The organism is Bacillus sp. C-3-6 (assembly GCF_054509685.1).
Genome location: NZ_CM137247.1, coordinates 4,197,525 through 4,223,281, shown reverse-complemented (window position 1 = coordinate 4,223,281; position 25,757 = coordinate 4,197,525). Strand labels below are relative to the sequence as shown.

Annotated in this window: 25 protein-coding genes, 1 pseudogene and 1 other annotated feature; of the genes and pseudogenes, 22 read left to right on the top strand and 4 right to left on the bottom strand. The window is 36.6% G+C overall.

Annotated features, from left to right (window positions below; genetic code table 11):
* Window positions 1–2 precede the first annotated feature (2 nt).
* The 17 genes from mreD to pheA all read left to right on the top strand — a co-directional run bounded on the left by mreD (window position 3) and on the right by pheA (window position 15,883).
* The gene (mreD, locus tag ACW0JX_RS21675; protein WP_000975765.1) at window positions 3–548 is read left to right on the top strand and encodes a rod shape-determining protein MreD; all 546 of its coding nucleotides are present in this window, start codon (window positions 3–5) and stop codon (window positions 546–548) included.
* Window positions 549–583: 35 nt separating this feature from the next.
* A complete protein-coding gene (gene minC, locus ACW0JX_RS21670; RefSeq protein WP_000391521.1) occupies window positions 584–1,270 on the top strand; it encodes a septum site-determining protein MinC in 687 nt (228 codons plus the stop codon).
* 2 nt (window positions 1,271–1,272) lie between these two features.
* Window positions 1,273–2,070 carry a septum site-determining protein MinD gene (gene minD / locus ACW0JX_RS21665; protein ID WP_000503309.1) on the top strand — a complete coding sequence of 266 codons (798 nt, stop codon included), beginning with the start codon at window positions 1,273–1,275 and terminating at the stop codon, window positions 2,068–2,070.
* 133 nt (window positions 2,071–2,203) lie between these two features.
* Entirely contained in the window at window positions 2,204–2,950 is a 747-nt protein-coding gene (gene spoIVFA, locus ACW0JX_RS21660) for a stage IV sporulation protein SpoIVFA (protein WP_000797475.1), read from the top strand.
* Window positions 2,943–3,803, top strand: coding sequence for a stage IV sporulation intramembrane metalloprotease SpoIVFB (gene spoIVFB / locus ACW0JX_RS21655; RefSeq protein ID WP_000599064.1), 861 nt, complete (start codon window positions 2,943–2,945; stop codon window positions 3,801–3,803). Before spoIVFA ends, spoIVFB begins: the two co-directional genes overlap by 8 nt.
* A 67-nt stretch (window positions 3,804–3,870) precedes the next feature.
* Window positions 3,871–5,259 carry an Rne/Rng family ribonuclease gene (locus ACW0JX_RS21650; protein WP_098127594.1) on the top strand — a complete coding sequence of 463 codons (1,389 nt, stop codon included), beginning with the start codon at window positions 3,871–3,873 and terminating at the stop codon, window positions 5,257–5,259.
* Between the two features lie 77 nt (window positions 5,260–5,336).
* Window positions 5,337–5,414, top strand: a sequence feature (ribosomal protein L21 leader region).
* Between the two features lie 14 nt (window positions 5,415–5,428).
* Entirely contained in the window at window positions 5,429–5,737 is a 309-nt protein-coding gene (rplU, locus tag ACW0JX_RS21645) for a 50S ribosomal protein L21 (protein ID WP_000270907.1), read from the top strand.
* Window positions 5,738–5,748: 11 nt separating this feature from the next.
* Window positions 5,749–6,093 (top strand): ribosomal-processing cysteine protease Prp, encoded by a 345-nt coding sequence (locus ACW0JX_RS21640; RefSeq protein ID WP_459245048.1) that lies wholly within the window; start codon window positions 5,749–5,751, stop codon window positions 6,091–6,093.
* A gap of 3 nt (window positions 6,094–6,096) precedes the next feature.
* On the top strand, window positions 6,097–6,387 hold the full coding sequence (gene rpmA, locus ACW0JX_RS21635) for a 50S ribosomal protein L27 (RefSeq protein ID WP_000944957.1): 291 nt from the start codon (window positions 6,097–6,099) through the stop codon (window positions 6,385–6,387).
* Between the two features lie 63 nt (window positions 6,388–6,450).
* Window positions 6,451–6,999: a sporulation initiation phosphotransferase B gene (locus ACW0JX_RS21630; protein ID WP_001003587.1), complete on the top strand. Its 549-nt coding sequence runs from the start codon at window positions 6,451–6,453 to the stop codon at window positions 6,997–6,999.
* Entirely contained in the window at window positions 6,999–8,285 is a 1,287-nt protein-coding gene (gene obgE, locus ACW0JX_RS21625; protein ID WP_000497127.1) for a GTPase ObgE, read from the top strand. Before ACW0JX_RS21630 ends, obgE begins: the two co-directional genes overlap by 1 nt.
* 140 nt (window positions 8,286–8,425) lie before the next feature.
* Window positions 8,426–9,133 carry a response regulator transcription factor gene (locus tag ACW0JX_RS21620; protein ID WP_002082113.1) on the top strand — a complete coding sequence of 236 codons (708 nt, stop codon included), beginning with the start codon at window positions 8,426–8,428 and terminating at the stop codon, window positions 9,131–9,133.
* Window positions 9,123–10,205: a HAMP domain-containing histidine kinase gene (locus ACW0JX_RS21615; protein ID WP_000865403.1), complete on the top strand. Its 1,083-nt coding sequence runs from the start codon at window positions 9,123–9,125 to the stop codon at window positions 10,203–10,205. The genes ACW0JX_RS21620 and ACW0JX_RS21615 overlap by 11 nt, the downstream gene beginning before the upstream one ends.
* Window positions 10,206–10,298: 93 nt before the next feature.
* Complete coding sequence (locus ACW0JX_RS21610; RefSeq protein ID WP_000114529.1) at window positions 10,299–11,075, top strand: ABC transporter ATP-binding protein; 777 nt, start codon at window positions 10,299–10,301, stop codon at window positions 11,073–11,075.
* Window positions 11,050–12,972: an ABC transporter permease gene (locus ACW0JX_RS21605; RefSeq protein WP_089171799.1), complete on the top strand. Its 1,923-nt coding sequence runs from the start codon at window positions 11,050–11,052 to the stop codon at window positions 12,970–12,972. The genes ACW0JX_RS21610 and ACW0JX_RS21605 overlap by 26 nt, the downstream gene beginning before the upstream one ends.
* Before the next feature lie 49 nt (window positions 12,973–13,021).
* Window positions 13,022–14,935 (top strand): ABC transporter permease, encoded by a 1,914-nt coding sequence (locus ACW0JX_RS21600; protein WP_459245047.1) that lies wholly within the window; start codon window positions 13,022–13,024, stop codon window positions 14,933–14,935.
* Between the two features lie 96 nt (window positions 14,936–15,031).
* Window positions 15,032–15,883: a prephenate dehydratase gene (pheA, locus tag ACW0JX_RS21595; RefSeq protein ID WP_000621693.1), complete on the top strand. Its 852-nt coding sequence runs from the start codon at window positions 15,032–15,034 to the stop codon at window positions 15,881–15,883.
* A 160-nt stretch (window positions 15,884–16,043) separates the two neighbouring features.
* Here pheA and ACW0JX_RS21590 read toward each other — a convergent pair whose 3' ends face one another.
* The 3 genes from ACW0JX_RS21590 to ACW0JX_RS21580 form a co-directional block, all read right to left on the bottom strand.
* Window positions 16,044–16,691 carry an MOSC domain-containing protein gene (locus tag ACW0JX_RS21590; RefSeq protein WP_088021638.1) on the bottom strand — a complete coding sequence of 216 codons (648 nt, stop codon included), beginning with the start codon at window positions 16,689–16,691 and terminating at the stop codon, window positions 16,044–16,046.
* 79 nt (window positions 16,692–16,770) lie between these two features.
* Complete coding sequence (locus ACW0JX_RS21585; protein WP_089171798.1) at window positions 16,771–17,313, bottom strand: transcription repressor NadR; 543 nt, start codon at window positions 17,311–17,313, stop codon at window positions 16,771–16,773.
* A complete protein-coding gene (locus ACW0JX_RS21580; protein ID WP_089171797.1) occupies window positions 17,313–18,455 on the bottom strand; it encodes an IscS subfamily cysteine desulfurase in 1,143 nt (380 codons plus the stop codon). Before ACW0JX_RS21580 ends, ACW0JX_RS21585 begins: the two co-directional genes overlap by 1 nt.
* Before the next feature lie 152 nt (window positions 18,456–18,607).
* Between ACW0JX_RS21580 and nadB the strand changes: the two genes are divergently transcribed.
* From nadB to ACW0JX_RS21555, 5 genes and pseudogenes are all read left to right on the top strand, one after another.
* Entirely contained in the window at window positions 18,608–20,137 is a 1,530-nt protein-coding gene (nadB, locus tag ACW0JX_RS21575) for an L-aspartate oxidase (RefSeq protein WP_459245046.1), read from the top strand.
* Between the two features lie 19 nt (window positions 20,138–20,156).
* Window positions 20,157–20,990 (top strand): carboxylating nicotinate-nucleotide diphosphorylase, encoded by an 834-nt coding sequence (gene nadC / locus ACW0JX_RS21570; RefSeq protein ID WP_089171795.1) that lies wholly within the window; start codon window positions 20,157–20,159, stop codon window positions 20,988–20,990.
* Window positions 20,991–21,020: 30 nt separating this feature from the next.
* Entirely contained in the window at window positions 21,021–22,127 is a 1,107-nt protein-coding gene (nadA, locus tag ACW0JX_RS21565) for a quinolinate synthase NadA (protein ID WP_089171794.1), read from the top strand.
* Window positions 22,128–22,352: 225 nt separating this feature from the next.
* Window positions 22,353–22,503, top strand: a pseudogene (gene safA / locus ACW0JX_RS21560) (SafA/ExsA family spore coat assembly protein); the annotation flags it as partial.
* 1,879 nt (window positions 22,504–24,382) lie between these two features.
* Complete coding sequence (locus ACW0JX_RS21555; protein ID WP_016080194.1) at window positions 24,383–25,030, top strand: YhcN/YlaJ family sporulation lipoprotein; 648 nt, start codon at window positions 24,383–24,385, stop codon at window positions 25,028–25,030.
* Between the two features lie 33 nt (window positions 25,031–25,063).
* On the opposite strand, the gene ACW0JX_RS21550 is transcribed toward ACW0JX_RS21555, so the two are convergent.
* Entirely contained in the window at window positions 25,064–25,498 is a 435-nt protein-coding gene (locus tag ACW0JX_RS21550; protein ID WP_069356231.1) for a branched-chain amino acid ABC transporter substrate-binding protein, read from the bottom strand.
* Between the last annotated feature and the right edge of the window lie 259 nt (window positions 25,499–25,757).

Genomic DNA, 25,757 nt, shown 5'->3' with positions numbered 1-25,757 from the left:
AGATGATGAAGATATTAAAAAGAGCAGCTCTTCCTCTTTTGCTCCTTTTTGTGTTTCTATTTGAAAATATGTTTGCTACTGTTGTTCCAACGGATGTGTTTTGGAAAGACAGTATAGCAGCACCGCATTTCTTTATAATCGTCTTATGTTTTATTACAGTGTATTATAGTCCGGTCCAAGGGATTTATTACGGACTATTATTTGGCTTCTTATTTGATACCGTATACACAGAACTTGTCGGGATATATATTTTTGCTTATCCGATTTTAGCTTATTTAGTTTATAGTGTGATGAAAGTATTACAATTGAATTTATTTATTGTTGTTTCTATCATATTAGCTAGCATTGTAGCACTAGAGTATTATGTGTATGGATTCTTAACTTTGTTAGGACGTACTCATATGCCAGCGCATGTCTTTTTCACAGATCGTCTCCTTTCTACTTTATTGTTAAATGCTATTTTCTTATTGATAGTTTGTTTCCCACTGAGACGATATATAGTGCGTCTTTCAAAAGCGATGGAAGAAAAAGAAAAAAGGATTTTCTAATTTTATGTCGAATTGAATCGGTGGGGTGAACTTTAGTGGAAGAAAAAAAGCAACAAAATGTAACGATAAAAGGGACAAAAGATGGGATAACGCTTCATTTAGATGATTGTTGTTCATTCTCAGAATTATTGATGGAATTAGACGAAAAACTTTCTACACATTACTACGATGGTGATGGGCGCTCTTTAATTGAAGTGCATGTGAAAGTAGGAAATCGTTATTTAACAGAAGTCCAACAAGAAGAGATTCGTACGTTAATTCGTAATAAAAAGAATCTTGTTGTGGATTCAATTGAAAGTGATGTTATCACTAAAGCAGAAGCAATAGCTTGGAAAGAAGAAACAGAAATTGTCCCTATTTCCAAAATTGTTCGCTCTGGACAAGTTTTACATGTAAAAGGAAATTTGTTGTTAATTGGAGATGTTAATCCAGGCGGAACGGTTATCGCTGGGGGGAATATTTTTGTCGTAGGATCATTAAGAGGAATTGCACATGCTGGGTATTATGGGGATTCAGATGCTGTAATCGCTGCATCTGTTATGAACCCGATGCAACTTCGAATTAGTGATGTGGCAATGCGGGCTCCGGAAGAGAAAGAAGACGGAGCGGAGGCGGCAGAATGTGCGTATATTAATGAGAACAATCACATTGTTGTCGATCGCCTGCAACTTCTCACTCATCTTAGACCTAATTTAACAAAGTTAGAAAGGGGAATTGTATAGCTGTGGGAGAGGCAATAGTAATTACATCTGGAAAAGGCGGAGTAGGTAAAACTACTACATCTGCGAACATTGGTACGGCCCTAGCGTTATCTGGAAAGAAAGTGTGCTTAATTGACACAGATATCGGTCTTCGAAATTTAGACGTAGTAATGGGGCTGGAAAATCGTATTGTATTTGATCTTGTTGATGTCGTTGAAGGGCGTTGCCGTTTACCTCAGGCTCTTATTAAAGATAAACGTTTTGATGATCTTTATTTATTACCTGCAGCACAAACGAGTGATAAATCAGCGGTAACACCTGAACAAATGGATGAATTAATACAAGTATTACGTCAAGATTATGATTACATATTAATCGATTGTCCTGCGGGGATTGAGCAGGGATTTAAAAATGCGGTAGCTGGTGCGGATAAAGCAATCGTTGTTACGACTCCAGAAGTATCCTCAATGCGCGATGCGGATCGTATTATTGGGCTTTTAGAAAAAGAGGATATTGAACCACCGAAACTTGTTATTAACCGTGTACGTAGTCATATGCTTCATGAACAGGATATGTTAGATGTTGATGAAATTGTACGTACATTGTCAATTGAGCTTCTTGGTGTTGTCGAAGATGACGATGAAGTTATTCGAGCTACAAATACAGGTGAACCTGTGGCGTTGCAACCAAGCGGAAAAGCAGCGTTGGCTTATCGTAATATTGCAAGACGCTTGTTAGGTGAGAATGTACCATTACAAGCATTTGAACAAGAAAAGGTATCGGTATTTGCAAAGGTGAAAAACTTCTTTGGAATCCGTTAAGAGCACTTCGCACATATGCGAGGTGCTTTCTTTTTTCTTCACACGAATATCTTTCTTTCTTAGCTCATACATATGTACAAACTGTATACAACTGTTTCTATTGAAATTAGCTTAATGAAAGAAAGGAGACAGTATGAAGAATAGACGCGTAGAAGAAATTAAAAAGCGGATTGCAAAAAGGAAGGCCGAGCAAGAAAGGATGGAGGAAGAACAGTATTTTACCGGAGGGAATTTTGATAGCGAAACAGTAGTTATTGAAGATGGAGAAAAGGAAATGCATCCTTTATTTCGAAAGGAAGTCTTTTTCTTCAAAGTTTTATTATCGGCAATATTAGTTCTTTCGGTTGCTATTTTATATAAGAATGCTCCTTCTTCATTCAATGGAGCTAAAGCTGTTACAGAAAAAGTGATGAAAGAGGAATTTCAGTTTGCTACTGTAGCGAAATGGTACGAAAAGCAATTTGGAAAACCACTCGTATTCTATTCGCCAAACGAGAAAAAAGAAGGAAGTATTCAGCAAAAAGATTATGCAATTCCCGCTTCTGGAAAGGTAATGCAAGGGTTTCAAAAAAATGGCCAAGGTGTATTTGTCCAAACAGCTACAAATGCAACGGTTGAGTCAGTGAATGAAGGATTAGTTGTTTTTGCGGGTAAGAAAGAGGAACTTGGAAATACAGTTCAAATTCAACATGCAGATGGTACGGAGTCATGGTATGCAAACTTAAACGATATGTCAGTGAAATTATATGATTACGTTTCAAAGAAACAAAAAATTGGAACGGTGAGTAATGATACAAATGATAAAAATGGAAAGTTTTATTTCGCGATAAAAAAGAATGAAAAATTTATTGATCCGATCCAGGTGATATCATTTGATTAAATATAGAGACGTTTTGACGAAAATTTCCGTGCATCCATTATTTTGGGTTATTATTGTCATTGGTATTTTTACTGCACGTTTTAAAGAGTTACTACTGTTATTTTGTATCGTTCTTATTCATGAACTTGGGCATGCTATTGCAGCAGCACACTATAATTGGCGTATAAAAAGAATTCAGCTTTTGCCGTTTGGTGGCGTGGCCGAGCTTGAGGAACATGGTAATAAGTCATTGAAAGAGGAACTTGTTGTCGTAATTGCAGGGCCGATTCAACATGTTTGGATGATGCTGGTAGGTTATATGTTGTTTGAAGCCGGTTGGTTGAATGCAGATTTATATTATTTCTTTATGTGGAATAATATAATTATTTTAGCGTTTAATTTACTCCCTATTTGGCCGTTAGATGGCGGGAAAGTATTGTTTAATATACTATCATATCGTTTTCCTTATTTACAAGCACATGAAAAGATGATGAAATTGTCATGTGTTTTTTTTGGTGTAATATTAGGATGGCAGTTGCTCTGGAATAGTAACAATATTATGATGTGGGTACTACTCATATTTTTGGCAGTGTCGTTATATCAAGAGTGGAAACAAAGACGGTATGCATTTATGCGTTTTTTATTAGAACGTTATTATGGAAATAAAAGAGGGATTGAAAAGATTGCACCTATTGAAGTGCAATCAGAAGATCATTTATATAAGATATTCACAAAATTTCGTAGAGGATATAAGCATTCTATTATCGTCCGTGGAAAATATAAAGAGCATTACACATTGGATGAAAATGAATTGCTCTATGCATATTTTACTGAAAAACGAACAACCTCATCAGTTGAAGAATTAATCGGTTAGTGTTGACGATAGCACTAACCTTTTATTATTGTAAAAGCAAAGAAGATTATAAAGTGAGGAAATAATTTTGAAAACGTTATATGTGAATTACGCTGGTTCGGAAAAGCGCGTTGCAATTGAAGAGAAGAAAAAGATTGTTGAGTTTTTATGGAAACGTAATGAAGAGCAAGAGATTGTTGGGCATATTTATGTTGGACGTATCGTAAGAACAATTGCTGGAATGAACGCAGCTTTTGTAAATATAGGTTTAGAAAAACATGCGTATCTTTCATACGATGATGTACCACCTTCTTATCGTATACATGAAGGGCAAGCGATACTCGTACAGGTTGTGAAAGAGGCAATTGATACGAAAGGGCCTAAATTGACAGCGAATATAGAATTTACCGGGAAATATGTCGTTTATATGCCGTTTGATGAGATGCGAGCTGTTTCTCGGAAAATAAAAAATAATAAAAGAAGACAACAGTTACTTGAAATTGAAGTAGAAGGAACGGGAGGTTACATTTTCCGCTCTGCTTCTGAAAAAGGGGAAATTGAAGAAATACAAGCTGAAATGCAAGGGTTACAACAGTTGTATGAAGAGTTAAAAAGAAAAGAGGATCAAGGAAAGGCGCCGTTATTACTTCATCGACCGGCGACCTTTTTAGATCGTGTATTTCAAGAGAATCCAATTGAAACAATTGAAAAAGTAGTTGTAGATACAAGAAGTATAGTAAAAGAGTTAGAAGACAAAGTTGGAAAAGAAAAAGTATCTTTTTATAATGAAAAGTCTTCGATGTTTAACCATTTTGGAATAGAGCGTGAAATTGAGAAAGCACTCCAAAAAATTGTGTGGCTTCCAAATGGTGCTTATTTAATTGTAGAGCAAATGGAGACGATGACTGTAATTGATGTGAATACGGGCAAGTTTACTGGAAAACAAAATTTACAAGATACAGTACTTCGCACAAATGAGATGGCAGCTGAAGAAATTGCACGCCAATTAAGACTTCGTGATATTGGTGGTATGATATTAATTGATTTTATTAATATGAAAAAAAGAGAAGATAAAGAAAAGGTAAGAGAATGTCTCATAGCTGCTATGAAAGATGATCGTACTTATACAAGAGTACTTGGATTTACTGAGTTAGGAATTTTGGAGATGACACGAAAACGTAAAAAACATTCTTTACGTGACGTATTACTAGAAGAGTGTGTATCTTGCAAAGCGACGGGTTATGTAATGTCGTATGAAACAATTGCGTATGAGCTAGAGAGAGAATTAATCACATATGGCAACATAGAGGATGAGGCAGTATTAATCGCTGCGCCTAAAGAACTGCAAAAACAATTTTTGCAAAAAGAATTTAAAAAAAATATTCCATTTGAAATTTATTTCAAAGATGATATTATCGAAAAGTACGCTATTATCCGTTTTGGAAGTAAAAAAGAAATTGTAGAACGGAAAAAATAGTTAGTAGAAGATTCATTGACAATACTCAATGAATTATGGTAACATCTTTATGTTATAGTTTATAGCACCTAAACGGCTATATGCTACAACCGCACAAGACAGGTTCCCTAAAGGCATTTATGTCTACCTCGTTTTTGGCGAGTCTTAGTAATTAAGAGGAGGTGCAAGTATGTACGCAATTATCGAAACAGGTGGAAAACAAATTAAAGTTGAAGCTGGTCAAGCAATCTACATTGAAAAATTAGATGTTGAAGCTGGTGAAACTGTTACTTTTGACAAAGTTCTTTTCGTTGGTGGCGAAAACGTTAAAGTTGGTAGCCCAGTTGTAGAAGGTGCAACAGTTACTGCGAAAGTTGAAAAACAAGGTCGCGCTAAGAAAATCATCGTTTTCAAATACAAAGCGAAAAAGAACAATCGTAAGAAACAAGGTCATCGTCAACCTTACACTAAGCTAGTTGTTGAAGCTATCAACGCTTAATTCTGGTTAACATGATTAAAATTACGATAAGTCGCACGAAATTAGGAAGTATCCAATCATTTAAAATGACTGGACATGCCGATTATGCGCCACATGGACAAGACCTTGTCTGTGCTGGAACTACAGCGGTTGTGTTTGGTTCTATAAATGCAGTGGAAGAACTTTGTAATGTGCAGGCAACTATTGAACTCGGAAGTGATGGCGGATTCTTAATGTATGAATTGCCTAATGATTTAGACGTCCATGCAGCAGAAAAAGCACAGATACTTTTAGAAGGATTGGTTGTTTCGCTTAAGACGATCGAACTTGATTACGGAAAGTATATCCGTTTAATAGAAAAAGTGCAGGAGGTGTAACGTATGTTAAGATTAGATCTTCAGTTTTTCGCATCTAAGAAAGGTGTAGGTAGTACAAAGAACGGTCGTGACTCTCAGTCAAAACGTCTTGGTGCTAAACGCGCAGATGGTCAAACGGTTTCAGGTGGTTCAATTCTTTACCGTCAACGCGGTACAAAAATTTATCCAGGTGTTAACGTTGGTCGTGGTGGCGATGACACTTTATACGCGAAAGTTGACGGCGTAGTACGCTTTGAGCGTCTTGGCCGTGACCGCAAACAAGTGAGCGTATATCCTGTTGCTCAAGAAGCATAAGAACTCACGGAAAACTCTAACCTGAGTGCAGGTTAGAGTTTTTCTATATTAAGGGGTATCTAAATGAATGAAAAATGGACAATTATAGATGCATTGCGCCATTCAAGACATGATTGGCTCAATCGTATGCAGATGGTGAAAGGAAACCTTTCACTTGGAAAAGTGGAAGAAATTCATAGTCTCATCGATCGTTTTGTCCAAGAAGCGAGACAAGAATCCAATCTGATGGGGCTATCAATGCCTTTATTTTCAGAGTGGATTTTAACATATAATTGGAAACAGCAGCCGTGCTTATTGGAGTACGAAGTATTAGGGAAATTACATAACTTATCTCACTTGGATGAGACTGTATGTACATGGACGAATCAATTTTTCTCAATGCTTCAGCATAGTTTAGACGTATATGTTGAAAATTATGTTTGTATCACAATTGAATGTGACGCGGAGAATGCTCGTTTCTTTTTTGATTTTCGTGGTAAGCTAACGAGTGTAGAAGAACTACAGAATTGGCTTGCGACCCAAAACAATAAATGGTATTCCATTTCTTATACAGTGCGAGACGAAGAAGTCTCAGTTATATTACAACCAATTGAAAAAAGTGTGGTGAAATAATGTTTGTAGATCAGGTCAAGATATATGTAAAAGGCGGCGACGGTGGTAACGGTATGGTTGCGTATCGTCGTGAGAAGTATGTTCCTAAAGGTGGCCCAGCAGGTGGCGACGGCGGTAAAGGTGCAGATGTTGTTTTCGTAGTTGAGGAAGGCTTACGTACATTAATGGACTTCCGCTACCAACGTCATTTCAAAGCTGATCGCGGTCAGCACGGAATGAGTAAAGGTCAGCACGGACGTAAATCTGAAGATTTACTTGTAAAGGTTCCGCCAGGAACAGTAGTAAAAGATGAAAAAACTGGTCAAATTCTTGCCGATTTAGTAACGCATGGACAAACTGCTGTAATTGCAAAAGGTGGCCGTGGTGGCCGTGGTAACTCACGTTTCGCAACAGCTACGAACCCAGCGCCAGAAATCGCTGAGAACGGGGAACCAGGTCAAGAGCGTGATGTCATTCTAGAACTTAAAGTACTAGCAGACGTTGGACTTGTTGGATTCCCAAGTGTAGGTAAATCTACATTATTATCTGTTGTATCATCAGCGCGTCCGAAAATTGCAGAGTATCACTTCACAACAATCGTTCCGAATCTTGGTGTTGTTGAAACTGGTGATAACCGCAGCTTCGTTATGGCTGACCTTCCAGGACTAATTGAAGGCGCACATGCTGGCGTTGGACTTGGACACCAATTCTTACGTCATATTGAGCGTACACGTGTAATCGTGCATGTTATTGATATGTCTGGTTTAGAAGGCCGTGATCCATATGAAGATTACGTAACGATTAATAATGAATTGAAAGAATACAATCTTCGCTTAACTGAGCGTCCACAAGTTGTTGTTGCAAACAAAATGGATATGCCAGATGCAGAAGAAAACTTACAAGCATTTAAAGAGAAAGTGGGAGACGAAGTAAAAATCTTCCCAATCTCAGCTGTAACAAGACAAGGTGTTCGTGACTTACTGTTTGAAGTAGCAAACTTAATAGAAACAACACCAGAATTCCCAATACATGAAGTTGCGGATGAGTCTGATACAAGTGTAATGTACAAATTTGATACTGAAGGTGTTAAATTTGAAATTACACGTGAAAGTGATGGCACGTTTGTTATCTCTGGTTACGATATCGAGAAAACATTCAAGATGACAGACTTCTCACGTGATGAATCTATACGTCGTTTCGCTCGTCAAATGCGCGGAATGGGTATTGATGAAGCGCTTCGTGCACGTGGTGCAAAAGACGGAGATATTGTGAAAATTCTTGAATATGAATTTGAATTTATCGATTAAGACTGCCGAAATACGGCAGTCTTTTTTTATATCGTAAAAATCGGATTTATATAGGAAAAAATCCCCACTAATTAAATTTTCAATTTATAATGGAAAAAGGAGTAAATGTAGAAGAATTCTTTTATGGGGAGAAAAAGAACATGTATAAAATATTAATTGTAGAAGACGATGAGAAAATTGCGGGAATATTAGAGGAGCATTTAGAAAGGTATGGCTATCAATCATTTAGAGCAAGTGATTTACGTCATATAAAAGATGAGTTTGTAAAAATAAATCCTCATCTTGTGTTACTTGATATTAATTTACCGTACTTTGACGGTTTTTATTGGTGTCGTCAAATTCGTACTGTATCGAATGCGCCGATTATTTTTGTTTCTGCAAGAACAGGGGAAATGGATCAAGTAATGGCGATTGAAAATGGCGGCGATGATTATATTACGAAGCCATTCCATTTAGATATCGTAATGGCAAAGGTGAAGAGTGCGCTTCGCCGTGGCTATGGAGAGTATGCCTCTGCTGCTGAGAGTGATTGTTTAGGTGTAAATGGACTGTTGTTATTCCCGTCCCAGCATATCGTTGAGTGGCAGGGACAACAAACTGAACTGACAAAAAATGAGTTTTACTTATTAGAGTGTTTAATGAAACAGGTGAATCAATATGTAACGCGTGAAGAACTGTTAGAAGCTCTATGGGATGAAGTAGCATTTGTGGATGATAATACATTAACCGTAAATGTAAAACGTGTAAGGAAGAAACTAGAAGAGCTAGGCATTAAAAATGCAATTGTAACGAAACGTGGATATGGTTATGCGCTTCTTACAGAGTGGGGCGAAGGGCATGAAGGTTAAAAATTACCTCATGGACCGCTTTTCTTTAATTCTTTCTTATATTGTTAGCCTTTGTTTATTTGGGCTTGTTTTGCAGTTGCAAAGTCTTTTAGAAAAGAAATCCATTGATTGGAGTACGTGGTTATATGGACTTTTATTAGGAACAGTTGTGTTTACTGTATACCTCATTTACGATTACCGAAAACGGAGTGTGTTTTTAAAGAGTATCAAAAAGTATGTTACTGGCGGAAATACATTACATGACTCTTTACTTATTGATGAATCTTATACATTAGAGCAAGAAATGGTCGTTGAATCTTTTACGTTATTAAGACAGCAATATATGAATGAAGTTCATAAACAGCATGCGAAAGAGCAACAGCAAATGATATTTATGAACCAATGGATTCACCAAATGAAAACACCAGTATCTGTTATTGAATTATTGTTGCAGAAGTTTGGCAAAGAGCATCGTGAGGCAAGAGCAACAGTTGAAAGTATTCGTGAAGAAAATAACCGTATACTAAATGGTTTAGATTTAGCGTTACATATGGCAAGACTAGAGCAGTTTGCGAAAGATTATAAGGTAGAAGTAGTAAATGTTATAGATGTCGTGCGAGGTATTATTAATGAAAATCGAAAATCCTTCATTCAATCGTCTGTATTTCCGAAAGTGATGTTTGAAGAAGATACTTGTATGGTTGCATCTGATAGAAAATGGCTGAGTATTGCTATAGGTCAAATTGTTGTAAACGCAATTAAGTATACAAAAATTTCAGCGGCAGAGAAAAAAGAAATTCAATTTCAAATTGAAGAGAAAAATCAAAAGGTGTTATTACATATTAAGGACAATGGAATTGGTATTCCAGAGCAAGACGTAAAGCGCATATTTGATCCATTCTTTACGGGAATAAATGGACGTAAAACGAGAGAAGCGACTGGGATGGGCTTATATATTACGAAGGAAATTTGCGATAATTTACATCATGGAATATATGTTCAATCGGCTGAAGGAGAAGGAACAACATTCACGTTCCAATTTGCAAAAGATGAAGAGTATCATACATTAATGAGAAAAATGACAAAACTGTAAGATAACAAAAAGTTTTGTAAGGGAAATCACTCGTTTCTTTTTCTTATTTTTCTTATAGTAAATGTAAGAAGAAAACACATAGGGGGATTAGAAATGAGTGTTCTTGAAGTAAAAGGATTAACGAAGGTGTACCAATCAAAAGGTTCAGTAGCGACGACTGCTTTAAACGATATAAATTTTAAAATAGAAGAAGGCGAATTTGTAGGGATTATGGGTCCTTCAGGAAGCGGGAAAACGACGCTTTTAAATTTATTAGCAACAATTGATAAGCAAACTTCAGGTCATGTGCTTGTAAATGGTGAAGAAATTAATCAAATGCGTGCTGCAAAATTAGCGGAGTTTCGCCGTACACATTTAGGGTTCATCTTTCAAGATTTTAATTTACTTGATACGTTATCCATTAAAGAAAATATTATTTTACCACTTGTAATGGCGAAGAAATCTGTAAATGAAATCGATGCGAAAGTACTGGAAATTGCGAAGTTTTTAAACATCGAAGAAATTTTAAATAAAAAAGTATACGAAGTATCTGGGGGACAACAACAACGTGCAGCAGCAGCGAGAGCAATCATTCATGAACCGACGTTAATTTTAGCAGATGAGCCAACTGGAAACTTAGACTCGAAGTCAGCGAAATCGCTAATGGGCGCTCTGCAAGATTTACACGAGCAAAAGAAAGTAACGATTGCAATGGTTACGCACGATCCAGTAGCGGCTAGTTATTGTGAACGTATCCTTTTCATACGCGATGGGGAAATTTTCTCGGAAATACATAAAGGAAGAACGAAACAAGCCTTTTTCCAAGAAATTCTGGACGTACTTGCGATGCTAGGAGGAGAATATCATGAACTTTCGCCAGCTCGCGCTTAATAACGTAAAAGGAAATTGGCGTAACTATAAAGCGTTTCTTATAAGTAGTTGTTTATCGATTGTCGTATTTTTCATGTATGCTTCTTTTATTTATCATCCAGATGTCGTAAGCGGTAATATTAGTATGAGAAAGATGATCACAAAAGGATTAGAATCGATGAATTATATTGTGGTCATCTTCTCGGCACTCTTTATTTTATATGCAAATTCAACGTTTTTACGAGCAAGAAAAAAAGAGTTTGGTCTACTAACATTAATAGGCGGAACGAAATCGCAGCTCGGCCGAATGATTATATTAGAGCAACTGATGTTAGGTAGTATTGCAATTGTAATTGGTACTGGGGTTGGAATGCTTTGTTCAAAATTATTTTTCCAAGCGTTAAGCGTATTATTGAAAATAGATAAGACACTTCCACTTGTTTGGAATAGTAAAGCAGTTCTTATTACAGCTGGCGTATACTTTATTCTATTTTTAATCCTATCATTGTTTAGTGTTTGGACAGTCGGGCGCTTGCAAATTATTGATTTATTAAGAGAAGCAAGAAAGCAAAAAGTAGAGCCGTTTGCATTTACATGGTTATGTGTAGTTGGTATAGGATGTATTATTGCTGCGTATGTACTTAGCTTCCAAGTAACGTTTCTGAATTTCCTCATCCTCTTTTTACCGGTTGTAGGACTGACAATTGGCGGAACGTATTTACTATTTACACAAGGTAGTACAGTCGTATTAAAAGCATTGCAAAAACGAAAACAATCTTTTTATACGTACCCAAATATGTTCGTCCTTAGTAACCTTATTTATAAAATGAAAGATAATGCTCGTTTTCTATTTGTAATTTCTATTATTACGGCGGTTGTATCCTCGGCAGTTGGCACGCTTTACGTATATTTTGAAAATTTGAGTGCGAAAACGGTAGAACTTACACCACACGCTATTTCATATGAGGAAAAGGGGTTAAATACGCATAGCCTTATTAATGAAGAAAAGGTACAGGAGCTTGTGAAGAGACATGGGTTTGAAGATGCGCGAAAAGTAACCTACGTTAAACTACCGGCAACACAGAAAATAACGTTGTTTAATAGTGAACATGAAGTACCGATGACGATTATTTCAGAAAAAGAATATAATACGGAAGTGCGCAAACAAAAGAGAGAGCAACCTACAGAAGTTCATAATGCACCAGGTAGTGCAACGATGGTTATGGTTGATATGTCAAATGAACTGATGAAGATAGACCGTACGAAACCGTATGAATTTACAATTAACGGACAAAAGCAGTCTGTTCAATTAAATAATCCAACGCAGTATTCTGTTTTTAATGATAGTGAATATCTCGTTGTAAATGATCAAGATTTTGAGAAGTATGCAAAACTCGTACCAGATGAAGAAAAGACGAAATATTACGGTTATTATATTGAGGATTGGAAAAGTACAGAAGATCTTGTATTAGATTTGAAAAATGAAATTGCACCAGAAAAGCAAGGAGAATTGAGAAATTCAGTGTTTGCGTATAAGGATATAAGAGAAGGTGGAGCGATTACAATGTTCATCGGTTTCTTCGTGGCGGTACTATTCTTCTTCTTCGCTTGTAGTATGACATACTTTAAATGGTTTAACGATAAAGAACAAGATCGCATTCAATTTAAATCGTTAAAGAGAATCGGTATGACAGATAAAGAAATTCGCAAAATTGCGATTCGACAAATGGGAGTTATCTTCTTTATACCAATTTTAATCGGTTCCATTCATAGTGGATTTGCTCTTCATACGTTAGGGAAAATGCTTTATATTAATTTGTGGAAATCAGGTGCGCTTGTAATTGGAGCATACATTTTAGCTTCTGCCATTTACTTTATGATCGCGCAAAGAGGATATTTAAAACACGTAAAAAGCTAGGGGAACCTCTAGCTTTTTACCTATGTAGTAAGTTACAGGAGGAAGATAGATGAACATTCGGCAACTAGCGCTGCAAAATATAAAAGGAAATTGGCGTAATTATAAAGTGTTTTTCTTAAGTAATTGTTTTGCGATATTTGCATCTTTTGCATATATGTCTGTCATTGTACATCCGTATATGCAAGAGACGATGTGGTATCAAAACGTACGCTGGGGACTTATCATATGTAATGTTATAATTATTTCTTTTTTCGTCATATTTATTTTGTACTCTACTTCTATTTTCATAGAAGCACGTAAGAAAGAATTAGGGTTATATATGTTAATGGGAGCAACGAAGTCTAACGTAATAGGAGTAATTATGACCGAGCAAATATTAATTGGAATTTTTGCTAATATTTTCGGTATAGGGCTGGGCTTGATCTTTTTAAAGCTCTTCTTCATGGTGTTTAGTATGTTACTGGGGCTTCCGAAAGAACTCCCTGTTATATTTGACGTAAGTGCGATTGGTGTAACATTTATTACATATATGGTCGTTTTTATTCTGTTATCTTTTATAAGTGCTTTATGTATATGGAATATAAAAATCATTCGGTTATTGAAAGAATTTCGAACAGATAAAAAAGAGAAGAAAACATCAAAGTGGCTTTGTATATTCGGCTTTATTTGTTTAGGGATAGGATATGCGTTAGCGCTACAAGTGACGATGGCTACGATAGCAATATACTTTTTCCCTGTGTCTATACTTGTCTTTTTGGGAACGTATTTTTCTTTCGCGCATGGTGCTACCCAAGTGTTAGAAATGATAAAGCGAAATAAAAAGATTATGTATACATATCCATATTTGTTTATAGTGAATCAATTGTCACATCGAATGAAGGAAAATGGTCGCTTTTTCTTTCTGATGTCTATGGCAACGACGTTTGTAGTTACGGCAACAGGTACGGTGTTCTTGTATTTTTCTAGCATGCAAGATATGTGGCGAACTGGAGGGGTACACTCGTTTTCGTACATAGAAAAAGGTATTTCTACTTATGAAGTCTTTGAAGAAGGTGCGGTTGAAAAATTACTGAATCAATATGGGTATGATGATTTTCAATATATGAGTTTTGTTGGAGTGTATGCATCCTTTCAGTCTAATAAAGGAGAAACAACAATAGCACCGCTTATAAAAGAAAGTGATTATAACCAAGAAGCGAGGAAACAAAAACAGAAAACATATCATCCTAAAAAAGGTACAGTGACACTCGTTTATTATAATAAATACAATAATTCGAATGTATATAATCAAAAAGAGATTCAATTGCAAGTAATGAATCAACCATATCAATTCGTATTTAACGGTCAGAAAGAAGGGGTTCAATTTAACTATCACCCTTCGTACATTAATGGTCTGTTCTTCGTTATGAATGATGAAGACTTTGACAATATAGCAAATAAGGTTCCTGATTCTGAAAAGATGATATATAGAGGCTACACATTATCAAATATCGAAAAGACGAAGAAATTGAACGAAGATTTACGGAAACATATGAAACAAGATAATAATAATGCATTTCGAAGTAATATGGAGTTATATGTAAGTATGAAAGAAGGCGGCGATATTACTCTATTTGTGGGCTCGTTTATTAGTATATTATTCTTTCTTACTTCATGTAGTATCGTGTATTTTAAATGGTTCCATAATATTGCATCGGACCGAAAGCAGTATGGTGCACTCTCTAAACTTGGAATGACGAAGGAAGAAGTATGGAAAATTTCTCGTTGGCAATTATGTATGCTATTTTTTGCGCCAATTATAGTAGGGAGTATGCATAGTGCAGTTGCGTTATATACGTTTCATAATACTTTTTTTATGGATGGATCATTAAAAAAAGTAGGTTTGTTCATTCTGTTTTATATCGTAGCATGTATCATTTATTTCTTCTTCGCTCAAAGAGAATATAAGAAACATTTAGACTAGCAAATGCTAGTCTTTTTTTAATATTCGAAATTTACATAGAAGAATATAAAAAAGTATGGTATAACAGTAAGAAAACGAAAAAGAGGGGAAAAGACGATGATTCGAGTAGGATATTTAGGACCAGAAGCAACATTTACAAATATGGCGGTGAGTCGTTTTTTTCCGGAAGCAGATCATGTACCGTATCGAACGATTCCAGATTGTATAGATGCAGCTGCAAATGAAAATGTAGACTTCGCAGTCGTACCGTTAGAAAATGCAATAGAAGGTTCAGTGAATATAACGGTTGATTATCTTGTACATGAGCAGCCGCTTTCTATTGTAGGAGAAATTACAGTACCAATTCAGCAGCATTTACTTGTACATCCGCAGTATGCAGAAGTGTGGGATGAAGTATATGCGGTGCATTCTCATCCGCATGCCATTGCACAGTGCCATAAGTTTTTAAATGAAGAATTAAAAGGAGTAACTGTTCGAGATATGACATCCACAAGTGCCGCTGCGCAATATGTGAAAGAACATCCTGAAGAAAAAATTGCCGCTATTGCAAATGAAGCAGCTGCAGAAAAATACGGATTAACAATTGTAAGACGTAGTATTCATACGCATAAAAATAATCATACACGCTTCCTAGTGCTCCATAAGAAAAAGAAAGCAATACTCCCGAATAACGGAGAAAACCGCGGAGAGAAAACGACGCTTATGATAACGTTACCTGCAGATTATGCAGGTGCCCTATATCAAGTGCTATCAGCTTTCGCATGGAGAAAATTAAACTTATCAAAAATCGAATCGCGTCCGATGAAAACAGGTCTTGGAAATTACTTTTTCTTAATCGATGTCGATAAAGCATACGATGACGTATTATTGCCAGGCGTAACGATGGAACTTGAAGCACTCGGTTTTTCTGTTACTGTACTGGGGAGTTATTCTTCTTATTGGTTGTAAGATGTAGATGGAATATTTGTATTTGCCTAATCGTCCATATCATTTCATTGCCTAGTATATTTTTTGATAGATTAATAAAATCCCACCTGCAAAAGGTGGGATTCTTTATCCCGCTATTTGCCGGGCAGCCCGATTGGTGAGGGCTGATTAAAGTTTCACTTTATTTTAACTTCGCAAGACGATCTTCTAACTGACCACGCCAAATATCAGCTAGTTCTGGAACAGCAAGAATTTTTTCAATGCCATCTTTATCTTTTCTATTATGAAAATAAATTTCGTTAGAGAACAAAACAGAAACATTGCTCGGCTGACGTTCTAGTAATGTAATTTTAGAATCTTTACGTACAGTACCTTCTTGAAGAACACGGCATAGGTAGCCTGTAAATCCAGTTGCTACAATGCGCGGCAAAATGCCAGGGATGCCAAGACGTTTTGAAATTGTGCTACAAGGTACGCGAGCTTGCGTTACTTGAATGATTGCTTCGCCTAGTTGATATGTATCTCCGATGCATACATCATGCTCTAACATATTTGTTACGGTAATGTTTTCACCAAATGTGGAAGCTGGAAGCGTAGTTTGAAATTCCCCTTCCCATAGTGCGTAATGCTCGTGTGGGTACACACAAACGGCGCGATCAGGTCCCCCGTGATGTTTTAAATCCGCTACGTCATCACCACGAAATCCGTCTTTTGAGAGAAAGGCCTCTTCTGTAGGATCTTTACATATACCTGTTATCATTTCTTTATCTTCGCCATATTTCATTTGTTTCGGTTTGCCAATGCTAAAGTGAACGAGTTCAATTCCCATATTTGATCTCCTTTACGATTGATTACAATATTATAGCATTAAAAAAGCACAGAGAATGATAAAAACTCTGTGCTTTACATTAATAAACGAGAAATCCTGCTTTATCTAACGCCTCACAAGCAGCATCTAATTTTTCTTTAGAATCTGCCTCGATTGTATGTAAGTGAATACCATCTGTTAGTTGTGAAAGATAGGAAGCATTTGTGTTTTCGATTTTTTGTAAATATTGCTCTACATCAAAGCGATTGCTTACCATAATGGATGCTGTTAAGTCACCGTATACAGGATGCTCAACTTTTACGTCTTTAATCGTAACGCCATGGTCAACAAGCATTGTAAGTTCCTGACGTACTTCTGCTGGTTTATGTCGGCATACAATTACGCGTTCGAAAGTTTGTTGCTTCTCTTGTGGCTTTAAATATAAATAACCTTGAGCAGTCGCAATAATTGGTTCGTTTCGTGCTTTAAGCAAGGAAATATCTTGCACGATAACTTGTCTACTTACGTTCGTCTTTTTCGATAGTTCATTCCCCGATAACGGTTCATTTGCAGCAAGAAGCCACTGGAGGATAAGCTGTCGTCTTTCTTCACCTAAAATCTTTTTTTGTTCATTTTGTTTCATTATGATTTAACACCTCTATAAAATTGATTTCCAATTGTGTGTAGTGCATGAATAGTAGTATCAATTTGATCTTTCGTTGTTTGTTGTCCGAAAGAGAAGCGGACATATTGTTTGGCCTCTTCATACGTTTTTCCAATTGCAAGCATAGTTTTCGAAGGTTCTTGTTTACCGACTTGGCAAGCACTTCCGGTGGAAATGGCAATACCATGACGATTACATTCTAGCATAGTATATTGACCTTCGATTCCTTTTATTGTAACCCCAACAATATGTGGTAAACAAGAAGTAGAATGACCTTCTACTTCAATTTCTAGCGGAAGTGTTTGTATTTGCTCTAAAAAGTAGGATCGTAACTCTTTAAAACGTAAACTTTCTTCCCATTGGGTTTTCAATATATTTCCAGCAGCTGTTAAAAAAGATGCGATGCCGGGAACGTTCACTGTACCTGGGCGAAATCCTTTTTCGTGAGAAGTTCCTGGAAATACTTGTTCCCAGCGAGCTTGCGGATTTATGTAGCAAGCGCCGACACCTTTTGGGCCGTATATTTTATGTGCTGAAACAGAAAGACTATCAATCCCCATCTCAAAAACATGGATAGGCAGTTTACCAAACGTTTGCACACAATCCGTATGAAATAAAACATTATATTTTTTTAAAAGTGCCCCGATTTTTGTAATGTTTTGAACGGTTCCGATTTCAGAGTTTCCATGCTGTATACTTGCTAGCACAGTATCTTCTGTAATAGCTGCCTCTAAATCTACTAAACAAATGAGTCCGCTTTTATCAACAGGAATTTCAGTGATCGTATAGCCTTTTGATTTTAGAGATTGAAAATAACTTCGAATGGATGCATGTTCCATAGGTGTCGTAATAATATGCTTCTTATTTCGGGCATTTAGAAGTGATTGAATTGCAAGATAGTTCGATTCCGATCCACCGCTTGTGAAAAATACTCCTTGTTCTTTGCCTCCAATCATTTCCGCAAATGTTTTTCGGCAAACTTGTAATAAAGAAGAAGCCGTTCCTCCAATATCATGTAAACTTTGTTCATTTCCGAAGTATTGCGAAGCTGCTTTCATATATGTTTGTAACGCTTCCTCGCTCATAGGTGTAGTAGCTGCATAGTCAAGATATATCATCATGTAAGTTCCTCTCTCTAGTAAGAGTTACATTTCTTTTACTTTTTAAATGGTAGTGAAAATAAGAATTATAAAAAAACTCTTGTCATTATTTTAAAACTATGTAAATATAGGTGTCAAGACAGTTGAAAAGTGTAAAGTAGGAGGCAACAATTATGCCAAGTGCAGATGTCTTAATTATTGGAAGTGGCGTTGCGGCACTTCGTGTTGCAAAAGAGATTTGTCACGAAAAGAATGTGATTATTATCACAAAGGAGACAAAACGTAGTAATAATACACATTTAGCTCAAGGTGGAATTGCCGCAGCGGTAGCTACATATGACAATCCTAATGATCATTTTGAAGATACGTTAGTAGCAGGGTGTCATTATAACAATGAAGAAGTGGTCCGTTATTTAGTCGAGGAAGGACCGAAAGAAATTAATAACCTTATTGAAAGAGGAATGAAATTTGATGGAGATGAAACAGGTCCTCATCTTGGAAAAGAAGGAGCGCATCGAAAACGTCGTATTTTACATGCAGGTGGCGATGCAACAGGAAAGAATTTATTAGAGCATCTTATTCAAGAAGTAGCTCCATACGTTACGGTAGTGGAACAGGAAATGGTGCTCGATTTTATTATAGAAAAAGATAAATGTGTTGGGGCTTTAACTCGCAACAATAAAGGAGAACTGAAACGTTACAATGCAGATTATACGGTGTTAGCTTCAGGCGGTATTGGCGGTTTATACGCCTTTACTTCTAATGATGAGACAATTACAGGTGATGGACTTGCAATGGTGTACCGTGCAGGCGGAGAGCTTGTAGATTTAGAGTTTATACAATTTCATCCGACGATGTTATACGTGGGTGGGCGTTGTTCCGGCCTCGTGTCCGAAGCTGTTCGCGGAGAAGGAGCTGTCCTTATAAATGGCAAAGGGCAGCGTTTTATGATGGATATACATTCCGAACAGGATTTAGCGCCTCGTGATGTAGTTGCAAGGGCTATTCATGAACAGCTACTTGCGGGTGAAAAAGTGTACTTAAACATCGAAATGATTCAAAACTTTGAACAACGCTTTCCGACCGTGTCATCGATATGTAAAACGAATGGAGTCGATATAAATAAAAACCTTATTCCAGTCGTGCCCGGTACTCATTTTCACATGGGTGGCGTGAAAACGAACTGTGATGGAGAGACGTCTATTCCGAACCTATACGCAGTCGGGGAAGTAGCTTGTAATGGGGTTCATGGTGCAAATAGATTAGCGAGTAATTCATTATTAGAAGGACTTGTGTTTGGAGGAAGAATCGGAAGGCACATTTTATCTAGAGAGACAAAAGAAAAGGTGAACATGCTAGCCGAAAAAGAAGCAAAGTTTATCGTTCTGAATCATTTACCGACGAAAGAAGAAATACAAAAATGCATGATGAAATATGTTGGGATTGTGCGAACAGAGCAAAGTTTATTTTATGCGAAGAGATGGCTTAGTAAGTATGGTGTTCGAAATATGATATTACAACATGATGTTCTTACGAATGAAGAGATAACGCTTATTAATATGTTAACAGTTTGTGAGCTTATAGTTGTTTCAGCCCTGCAAAGAGAAGAAAGTATTGGCGGGCATTACCGAAGTGATTATCCAGATAAAAATATAGGAAAGAAAGAAATTGTTCGAGTAAAGAGAAAACTACAACTTGTGTGATGAGGGGAAGAGGGGCTTTATGAACACGATAAAAGTTAAAGAAGCATTAAATCGATTTTTTTTAGAAGATATAGGAGAAAGAGATGTAACATCTCAGCTTATTTTTCCAGATAACTTACTTTCGAAAGGAACGTTTCTTGCGAAGGATACAGGGGTCTTTGCAGGACGTTTAGTAATTGAATCAGGATTTAAATTAATTGATGAGAGAATTGAAGTAGAGCTTTATAAGAAAGATGGGGATCTTGTAGAAAAAGGCGAAATCATTGCAACTGTGCAAGGTCCAATTGCATCGTTATTAACAGCAGAGCGCGTTATATTAAACGTTATTCAGCGTATGAGCGGAATAGCGACGATGACGCGTAAAGCGGTTCTTGCTTTAGATAGTAGCCATACTCGCATTTGTGATACGCGAAAAACGATGCCAGGACTACGTATGTTTGATAAGTATGCAGTCGTGTGTGGTGGTGGATTTAATCATCGCTTCGGTTTATATGATGGTGTCATGATTAAAGACAATCATATTGTGTTTGCTGGTTCTATTACAAAAGCTGTTACATCAGTGAAAGAAAAGTTAGGACATATGGTGAAAGTAGAAGTAGAAACAGAAACTGAGGAACAGGTGAGAGAGGCTGTTGCTGCTGGTGCGGATATTATTATGTTCGATAATCGTACGCCAGATGAAATCCGGGAGTTTTCGAAAATTGTACCAAGCGCTATCGTTACAGAAGCTTCAGGGGGCATCACAATTGAAGATTTATCGAAATACGGAAAAACAGGGGTAGATTATATTTCACTTGGAGCGTTAACACATTCAGTGAAAGCACTTGATATTAGTTTCAATATTGAAGGGTAAGGAAAGTGGCTTAGAGGGGGAGAAACGTATATGAGTATTTTAGAACAAGTACAGCCAATTGAAACGATGTTACCAGAGCGTTATTACACGATGTCAACGGAAGATATGGAAAAGCGTGTTCGTGAAATTAAAGAGAAGATGGGGAAAATGTTATTCATTCCAGGGCATCATTATCAAAAAGATGAAGTGGTACAATTTTCAGATGCAGCAGGGGATTCACTTCAGCTTGCGCAAGTTGCAGCGAGCAATAAAGACGCAAAATATATTGTGTTTTGCGGGGTGCACTTTATGGCGGAAACAGCAGATATGTTAACGACAGATGATCAAGTTGTCATCTTACCAGATATGCGTGCAGGTTGTTCGATGGCGGATATGGCAGATATTGAACAAACAGAAAGAGCGTGGAAAGAGTTAAAGAAATTATTTGGAGATACGATGATTCCGTTAACATATGTGAACTCTACAGCTGCAATTAAAGCGTTTTGTGGTCGTAACGGAGGAGCAACAGTAACTTCTTCTAATGCAAAGCAAATGGTATCTTGGGCGTTTACTCAAAAAGAGCGTCTCGTCTTTTTACCAGACCAACATTTAGGGAGAAATACAGCGTACGATTTAGGTATCCCGTTAGATAAAATGGCAGTATGGGACCCACACACAGATTCATTAGAGTACGATGGGGATATAGAAGAAATTCAAGTGATTTTATGGAAAGGGCATTGTTCTGTTCATCAAAATTTTACAGTGAAGAACATTGAGAGCGTACGAAAAAATCATCCTGATATGAATATTATTGTACATCCAGAATGTTGCTATGAAGTTGTAGCTGCTTCAGATTATGCAGGCTCAACGAAATATATTATTGATATGATTGAATCGGCGCCATCTGGTAGCAAATGGGCGATTGGTACAGAAATGAATTTAGTGAACCGAATTATTCAGCAACATCCAGATAAAGAAATTGTTTCACTTAATCCATTTATGTGCCCGTGCTTAACGATGAACCGAATTGATCTGCCTCACTTATTATGGGTACTTGAAACGATAGAAAGAGGAGAAGAAATTAACGTTATTAGCGTAGATAAACAAGTAACGACAGAAGCGGTTCTTGCATTAAATCGTATGTTAGAGCGTGTGTAAAGCAACGGTATTCCCGTTGCTTTTTTTCATACATATAATCATAACAAGAACAAAATGGGCATACATTGTTTTGAAGAAATCATTGTGGTTCTTTATGCTTATTCCACTTCGAATGATATTGAAAATCGAAGAAGTGATAAAAGTGAAAAGAAGTTAATGTTATTTAGAAAGAGTTACTTCATGAGATTTGTTACTTATAGATAAGTTATACAGGAGGGGGAAAATTTGAAAATTCATATCGTGCAAAAAGGGGATACCCTTTGGAAAATTGCGAAAAAGTACGGAGTGGATTTTGATACGTTGAAAAAAACAAATACACAACTTAGTAATCCAGATTTAATCATGCCAGGTATGAAAATTAAAGTGCCATCAAAGAGTATTCACATGAAACAACAGGCTGGGGCAGGCTCAGCGCCTCCAAAGCAATACGTAAAAGAAGTGCAGCAAAAAGAATTTGCAGCAACACCAACTCCGCTTGGAATAGAAGATGAAGAAGAAGTTACGTATCAATCAGCACCAATTACACAGCAGCCAGCTATGCAACAAACACAAAAAGAAGTGCAAGTAAAACCGCAGAAGGAGATGCAAGTAAAGCCGCAAAAAGAAGTACAGGTGAAACCGCAAAAAGAGGTGCAAAAAGAACAGCCAATTCAAAAAGAGAAACCAGTTGAAAAACCGTCTGTTATTCAAAAACCACCTGTGATAGAAAAACAAAAACCGGCGGAAAAAGAAAACACGAAGTTTTCGGTAAATGTATTGCCACAGCCGCCACAACCACCAATAAAACCGAAAAAAGAATATAAAATTTCAGATGTAATAAAAAAAGGAAGCGAGTTAATTGCTCCTCAAATTAGTAAAATGAAACCTAACAATATCATTTCTCCGCAAACGAAAAAAAATAATATAGTATCGCCGCAAGTGAAGAAAGAGAATGTAGGGAATATAATATCGCCACAAGTGAAGAAAGAAAATGTAGGAAATATAGTATCGCCGCAAGTGAAGAAAGAAAATGTAGGAAATATAGTATCGCCGCAAGTGAAGAAAGAAAATGTAGGGAATATAGTGTCACCGCAAGTGAAAAAAGAAAATGTAGGGAATATAGTGTCACCGCAAGTGAAGAAAGAAAATGTAGGGAATATAATATCGCCGCAAGTGAAGAAAGAAAACGTAGGGAATATAATATCGCCGCAAGTGAAGAAAGAAAACGTAGGGAATATAGTATCGCCAAATGTATCGAAAGAAAATGTAGTTATTCCACAAGTCATACCGCCAAATATTCAAATGCCAAATATTCAAATGCCAATTATGGATAACAACCAGCCACCGAATATAATGCCAATTATGGATAACAATCAAATGCCGAATATGATGCCAATTATGGATAACAACCAACCACCGAATATGATGCCAATTATGGATAACAATCAAATGCCGAATATGATGCCAATGATGGATAACAATCAAATGCCGAATATGATGCCGATAATGGATAACAATCAAATGCCGAATATAATGCCAATCATGGATAACAACCAACCACCGAATATGATGCCAATTATGGATAACAATCAAATGCCGAATATGATGCCAATCATGGATAACAACCAGCCACCGAATATAATGCCAATTATGGATAACAATCAAATGCCGAATATGATGCCAATTATGGATAACAATCAAATGCCGAATATGATGCCAATGATGGATAACAATCAACCACCGAATATGATGCCCTATCAAATGCCGTATCAGCAGCCCATGATGCCGCCGAATCCGTATTATCAACAACCAAATCCATATCAAATGCCATATCAGCAAGGAGCGCCGTTTGGCCCGCAATATACGTCTATGCCAAACCCAAATATGATGCCAATGGATAATAATATGCCGCCGCTTGTGCAGGGTGAGGAAGATTGTGGATGCGGAGGAGAAAGTAGACTATATAGTCCACAACCAGGTGGTCCGCAATATGCGAATCCTTTATATTATCAACCAACTCAGTCTGCATATGCACCACAGCCAGGAACGATGTATTATCAACCAGATCCACCAAATGTATTTGGAGAGCCCGTTTCAGAAGAAGAGGACGAAGAAGAAGTTTAAAAAGGCGTGTTAATTAAGAAAATGAAGTTTTTTTTATGAGGTGCTAGAAAATTCCCAGTGAAATATTAACAGTGTAAAAACCTTCTCTGTTACTCATCATAAGAGGGAGCTTTTCAGTAGAGAAGCTCATTCTAACAGAGGGGGTTTTTGTATTGAATACGAAAGTAAAAGTGATTGCTGCTTCTTTGTTAGTTACCAGTGCATTAGCTGCATGTGGTACACCAAAAGATAACAATGCAATGGATGGACGTAACTACAATTACGAGCGTACATCTTATAATGATACACACCAGTATCGTGATAATGTAACGCGTAATGATCGTTATACAGATTATGTAACATATAGAAATGGTCGTAACGATACAGGATATAATAATTATTACCGCGATGTAAATTATAATGGCCAAATTGCTAATCCACATCCAACACGTAATATTACAATGAACAATTCATACATTAACAATGATGGTAAAACAGCAGAAAGAATTACAAATCGTGTGAAACGTATGAATAACGTAGACCGTGTGTCTACAGTTGTATATGGAAACGATGTAGCGATTGCGGTAAAACCACGTAATCCAGTATCGAATGAAACAGCGCTTGCAAATGAAGTTCGTCAAGCTGTTGCAAATGAAGTTGGAAACAGAAACGTATATGTTTCTGTAAGAAATGATATGTTTACTCGTGTCGATGCAATGAGTACTCGTCTACGTAACGGTACAGTTACAAACGATTTTAATCGTGACATAGTGAATATGTTCCGAGACATTCGTTACGGTTTAACTGGTACAGTACGATAGCAAAACAAAAGAGGAAGGGGTAGCCCTTCCTCTTTATTCATCGTTGTCTTGTAAACGACGTTTTTTAATAAAATAACTAACGGAGTAAGAAACTAAAAAGCATATGAAAAGAATACTACCTGTTAAAATAGCTTCAAACAGTGGTCTTTCTGGACTGAAAATAATATAAATAATAGCCATAACGATTCCTACAATAAGGGAGCGGAAGACAAGTTTATAATAAGGAGTTAACTTTATTTCCTTTTCACTTTCTTCTACATCGATTGAAACACTTAACTGTAAATAACTAAGGACGATACTTGTAAGAATAAATAATAGCCATAATGGAGATTTCGTAATTTGATCCATTCCTTCAGTGAATCCGATATAGCCTAAAATGCTAATTATACCAAGCGATTGAAAAAGAAAGGCAATACGTATGTTTTTTAATGTTTTCAGAATGAGACGTTCATCCTTTATTTTTTTCACAATATCCATCTCCTGTTTATTATGATTTCGCTGTTACATTAATTGTAACATATATATTACTTTTATCAATTTATAATTTACATATTATTCAGTTGGATAAAAGAGGGAATAAAATGTTTTTATAAACATGTTGCACTTATACTTTATTAATGTTATATTAACAAAGCGATGAGCTAATTTACGTAAGACGAGAGATATGCTTAAGTGCTAAACACGCGAATGTGGTCGCCTGGTCTCTCGCCGTAAACGCATCAAGACG

What these genes read in the sequence shown, in the direction of transcription:
- mreD (WP_000975765.1), top strand. Translation starts at nt 3, where the DNA reads ATGATGAAGATATTAAAAAGAGCAGCTCTTCCTCTTTTGCTCCTTTTT.
- spoIVFA (WP_000797475.1), top strand. Translation starts at nt 2,204, where the DNA reads ATGAAGAATAGACGCGTAGAAGAAATTAAAAAGCGGATTGCAAAAAGG.
- rplU (WP_000270907.1), top strand. Translation starts at nt 5,429, where the DNA reads ATGTACGCAATTATCGAAACAGGTGGAAAACAAATTAAAGTTGAAGCT.
- ACW0JX_RS21640 (WP_459245048.1), top strand. Translation starts at nt 5,749, where the DNA reads ATGATTAAAATTACGATAAGTCGCACGAAATTAGGAAGTATCCAATCA.
- rpmA (WP_000944957.1), top strand. Translation starts at nt 6,097, where the DNA reads ATGTTAAGATTAGATCTTCAGTTTTTCGCATCTAAGAAAGGTGTAGGT.
- ACW0JX_RS21630 (WP_001003587.1), top strand. Translation starts at nt 6,451, where the DNA reads ATGAATGAAAAATGGACAATTATAGATGCATTGCGCCATTCAAGACAT.
- obgE (WP_000497127.1), top strand. Translation starts at nt 6,999, where the DNA reads ATGTTTGTAGATCAGGTCAAGATATATGTAAAAGGCGGCGACGGTGGT.
- ACW0JX_RS21620 (WP_002082113.1), top strand. Translation starts at nt 8,426, where the DNA reads ATGTATAAAATATTAATTGTAGAAGACGATGAGAAAATTGCGGGAATA.
- ACW0JX_RS21615 (WP_000865403.1), top strand. Translation starts at nt 9,123, where the DNA reads ATGAAGGTTAAAAATTACCTCATGGACCGCTTTTCTTTAATTCTTTCT.
- ACW0JX_RS21610 (WP_000114529.1), top strand. Translation starts at nt 10,299, where the DNA reads ATGAGTGTTCTTGAAGTAAAAGGATTAACGAAGGTGTACCAATCAAAA.
- ACW0JX_RS21605 (WP_089171799.1), top strand. Translation starts at nt 11,050, where the DNA reads ATGAACTTTCGCCAGCTCGCGCTTAATAACGTAAAAGGAAATTGGCGT.
- ACW0JX_RS21600 (WP_459245047.1), top strand. Translation starts at nt 13,022, where the DNA reads ATGAACATTCGGCAACTAGCGCTGCAAAATATAAAAGGAAATTGGCGT.
- pheA (WP_000621693.1), top strand. Translation starts at nt 15,032, where the DNA reads ATGATTCGAGTAGGATATTTAGGACCAGAAGCAACATTTACAAATATG.
- ACW0JX_RS21590 (WP_088021638.1), bottom strand. Translation starts at nt 16,691, where the DNA reads ATGGGAATTGAACTCGTTCACTTTAGCATTGGCAAACCGAAACAAATG.
- ACW0JX_RS21585 (WP_089171798.1), bottom strand. Translation starts at nt 17,313, where the DNA reads ATGAAACAAAATGAACAAAAAAAGATTTTAGGTGAAGAAAGACGACAG.
- ACW0JX_RS21580 (WP_089171797.1), bottom strand. Translation starts at nt 18,455, where the DNA reads ATGATGATATATCTTGACTATGCAGCTACTACACCTATGAGCGAGGAA.
- nadB (WP_459245046.1), top strand. Translation starts at nt 18,608, where the DNA reads ATGCCAAGTGCAGATGTCTTAATTATTGGAAGTGGCGTTGCGGCACTT.
- nadC (WP_089171795.1), top strand. Translation starts at nt 20,157, where the DNA reads ATGAACACGATAAAAGTTAAAGAAGCATTAAATCGATTTTTTTTAGAA.
- nadA (WP_089171794.1), top strand. Translation starts at nt 21,021, where the DNA reads ATGAGTATTTTAGAACAAGTACAGCCAATTGAAACGATGTTACCAGAG.